Raw genomic sequence first — 3,247 nt, 5'->3', positions numbered from 1 at the left:
TACCGGGTGGATTCGGGACTTTAACCCGTTAGAAACGTGCGCCGCTAGGCGCACACGCAGTCGGAAAAATCGGAAGGATTTTTCTGACCGCAGGGGTGGTTTTACACGCCGAAAAGGGCGGGTAAATCCTACGCCTGCACTTTGCGTTTACGGGGTGTTCTCCCGCAGGGATGACAGCGGCAGGGTATCCTAAAATCACTGTCACCGCCGTCACCGCTGTCACCCGCAGGGCAGAGTCGCCAGCTTTACACGGCTTTAAGCGTCAATGACAGTAACAGGGGGTATCCCAATATCGCTGTCACCACCGTCACCGCTGTCACCCGCCCGCTTTGCAAGCGAAATCTGCCTGCCGTGTTTTTTGCGGCTGTACTGATAAACGATATGGTTCTCATTTAAAAATGTGGTGCGGTATTCATTGAGCCATTTCGTAATCACCGTGGGTATGGTTTCCGTTTCCCTCATAGCGGCTAACAGCTCCGTTGCCGTGCCTGCCCATTCTTCCTTATCCCTCATAAAATCCACCAACCGAAAAAGGACGTCTGGTATCGTTTCTTTCGCAAGCTGCTCCTGCGTTTTTCTCTCCACAAGTTCCCAACTGCAATCACGGAAACGCAGCGTGTATTCCTGATAGGGCGTGTCCCTGCCCGTCACATACAGCTTGGCGGTGTCGGATGCCCGTTTCTCCTTTTCCAGAACAAAGGTAGCGTCCGCACTCCCCGTTAAGCCTGTCGTCCCAGACACCTTGTTGAACACATCGCTGTCATTCTGCTTTCGGATGTGGTGTACGACAATGACCGCCAATGAATGCCTGTCGGCAAAGTCTTTGATTAGTGAGATGTCCCCATAGTCGCTTGCGTAGGCATTGTCTTTTGAAGCTGTACGGACTTTCTGCAAAGTGTCAATGACAATAAGCCTGCTGTTTGGGTAATCTTTCAGATAATCTTCAAGCTGCACGATAAGACCGTCTGACAGCTTGCAGCTTGCCACGGCAAAGTGAAGCCGCCTGCTCGCTTCGTTCGTCAATCGGAACAGCCTGTCCTGTATACGGCAGAACGTGTCCTCAAGGCAGAGGTAAAGCACGTCGCCCTCCATTGTCGGCATATCCCACAAGGGAAGTCCCTGCGACACGCATAAACATAGCTTCAGCATGAGCCAGCTCTTTCCTATCTTCTGTGAGCCGCAGAACAGCGACAAGCCTGTGGGGATAAGGCTGTCCACCACAAAGGACGGCTTCTCAAGCGGTTCATAAAGGAGCGTTTCGGCGTTGACTGTCTGTAACTTCTGCATGGCTTTCCTCCTTTCGGGCGGTGTTTTTGTTTTCGTTGCACATAGGCGTTGACCTCCTTAAAAATAGATTTACTCCCACGAAGAAAAAGTGAGAGTATGTAATGCCGCCAATCCCACACAAATAAAAAACAGATTTCTTTTTCGGGCGGTGTCGGTCACGGTTGGAGATACTTCCTCATTTCCGCCTTTACTTTCTCCTTTGCAATCGCAACAGATTTCTGTATTGCCGAAGCGGTGCAATGCTCCATAGCGGCGATTTGGTAAAAATTGAACTCATACTCGTAGTAGAGCAGGAAACGCCGCCTTTGTATCTCTGGCAGTCCGTCAACCGCCTTACAGAGCAGTTCTGCCCGTTCTGCCTCAATCATTTGTTCCTCTATGCTCTTAGGCAGCTTCAACGCCCGCCTGTTCAGCGTTTCGTCCCATACTTCCGAAAACTCCCTGTGCCGCTCGTCCCATTGGAGGAGATTCCTGTTCCTGCGTTCCATCTGCCGAAACTCCATAAAGAACTGTTCCGACACTTCCAACTCGTGGGATTTGCCCTGCCCGTCCTTAAAGCTGATAAAATACCTTGTGCCGCTTTCCGTGGATTCCTCCCGAAGCGTGTACGCCTTAACTCTGTATGCCATCCCGCTTGCCTCCTGCAAAAAATAAGTGAGGGGATTTCCATCCCTCACCCAGTAGCCCGCAGGACGGCAGGCTGTTTTAGACGCTATAAAATTTTCGTAGCTTCTTCCGCAGATGGTCTAACCTCGCATAGATGGCACCAGTCGTCAAATGCACGAGCGGGGCAATCTCCTTTGTGGAATACCCCTGCATTTTCAGCAGGACGATTTTCAAGGTACGCCCGTCCACCGCGACTAATACTTGATAGAGATTTTCGCTCTCAATCTCGTCCAGTAACTCCGCAACCGTACCCACTTCCGTCTGCCGCTCCCTGTCTGCCATGTCCTCAAGGTATTCCGCAATGTCATTCGTCCATCGGTAAAACCGCCTGTTGGAATTGAAGTCTGCCCTGTCCGCAATGCGTATCTGCTCAATGGTCGCTTCATCAACGCCGCACTCACGCAGCAGCTTTTCCTCCGCTTCTTTCCAGATACGCCATTTCCTGTCCTCCCGTCCGTGGTTATATGCCATGCTTCTTTTCCTCCAATCAGAATTGATTGAGAGGGCAGAGAAAAACCCCCTCATTTTCCCAAAGGAAAAAACAAGGGGGCTGAACGCCTTAAATTTTAATTTTCTATTATCTTTCTTAGTTTTCTTAGGATTCTGGCTTTGCGTTTGTTCACAACGCTCTGGGTTATGCCGAACCTCGCCCCGACTTCACGCTCAGAAAGTCCGTCAAAAAAGATTGCCTGTATCAATTCCTGTTCACTATCCGACAGCAAAGGCAGGGCGGCTTTCAGCCTGTCCACCATAACCGCATTGACAACGGTTTCCGCAATGTCTGCCGCTTCATCAGCGATAAAGTCTAAAGGCTTCCCCTCGCTGTCCGTAAATCCATCCAGAGAAAGCAGGCTGTTCTTCGTATCTAATTTTTTCAGATAACGCCACCGTTCCTTATCTCGGTAGAAGTCCGTGTATTGCTCCCTCACGACTTCAAGCAGACAGCCTTGAATGGGGATAAACAGCTTGTCCATATAGGTCTGGTCGGATTCCCTGCGGCGGCAGAAATCCGTATAGGACAGTTCCACATATCTGCCGCTTTCCTTGATATATACCTTTCTCGGTGCGTATTTCACTGTAAGTACCTCCCATCTGAATTTTTGAAATGTTCAAAATCCAGATGGAGAGGTGGCGAACGACACCTAACACCACTAATAGCCCTATGGCACTTTCCAACAAAAATCGACAAAAGAAAAACCGCAAAGGCTCTATGACCTTTACGGTTATGGGAAATATTAATTCTGTTGTATGGAGATTGTACTTCTACATTCAAGGCAGGAAGTGCCGTTGCATA

5 protein-coding genes are annotated in these 3,247 nt (G+C 49.8%); all 5 read right to left on the bottom strand.

The window, feature by feature from the left end:
- Positions 1–255 precede the first annotated feature (255 nt).
- Entirely contained in the window at positions 256–1,287 is a 1,032-nt protein-coding gene (locus PGW42_RS15685; RefSeq protein ID WP_002596255.1) for an AAA family ATPase, read from the bottom strand.
- Between the two features lie 155 nt (positions 1,288–1,442).
- Positions 1,443–1,916: an RNA polymerase sigma factor gene (locus PGW42_RS15680; protein ID WP_002596254.1), complete on the bottom strand. Its 474-nt coding sequence runs from the start codon at positions 1,914–1,916 to the stop codon at positions 1,443–1,445.
- Positions 1,917–1,992: 76 nt separating this feature from the next.
- The gene (locus tag PGW42_RS15675; protein WP_002596253.1) at positions 1,993–2,424 is read right to left on the bottom strand and encodes a sigma-70 family RNA polymerase sigma factor; all 432 of its coding nucleotides are present in this window, start codon (positions 2,422–2,424) and stop codon (positions 1,993–1,995) included.
- Between the two features lie 95 nt (positions 2,425–2,519).
- Positions 2,520–3,029 (bottom strand): sigma-70 family RNA polymerase sigma factor, encoded by a 510-nt coding sequence (locus PGW42_RS15670; RefSeq protein ID WP_002596252.1) that lies wholly within the window; start codon positions 3,027–3,029, stop codon positions 2,520–2,522.
- Positions 3,026–3,247: hypothetical protein (locus PGW42_RS15665; RefSeq protein WP_270235185.1), on the bottom strand; the 222-nt coding region annotated here is incomplete at its 5' end. The genes PGW42_RS15670 and PGW42_RS15665, both read right to left, overlap by 4 nt.

The sequence above is a fragment of the Coprococcus sp. TM115-187 genome (assembly GCF_027679115.1).
Taxonomy (GTDB): Bacteria; Bacillota; Clostridia; order Lachnospirales; family Lachnospiraceae; genus Allocoprococcus; species Allocoprococcus comes.
Note: the sequence above shows the minus strand (reverse complement) of the source record. Positions and strands in the feature narration are given on the sequence as shown.

Excerpts from the sequence above, each read along its gene's own strand:
- PGW42_RS15685 (WP_002596255.1), bottom strand. The coding sequence starts at position 1,287 with ATGCAGAAGTTACAGACAGTCAACGCCGAAACGCTCCTTTATGAACCG.
- PGW42_RS15680 (WP_002596254.1), bottom strand. The coding sequence starts at position 1,916 with ATGGCATACAGAGTTAAGGCGTACACGCTTCGGGAGGAATCCACGGAA.
- PGW42_RS15675 (WP_002596253.1), bottom strand. The coding sequence starts at position 2,424 with ATGGCATATAACCACGGACGGGAGGACAGGAAATGGCGTATCTGGAAA.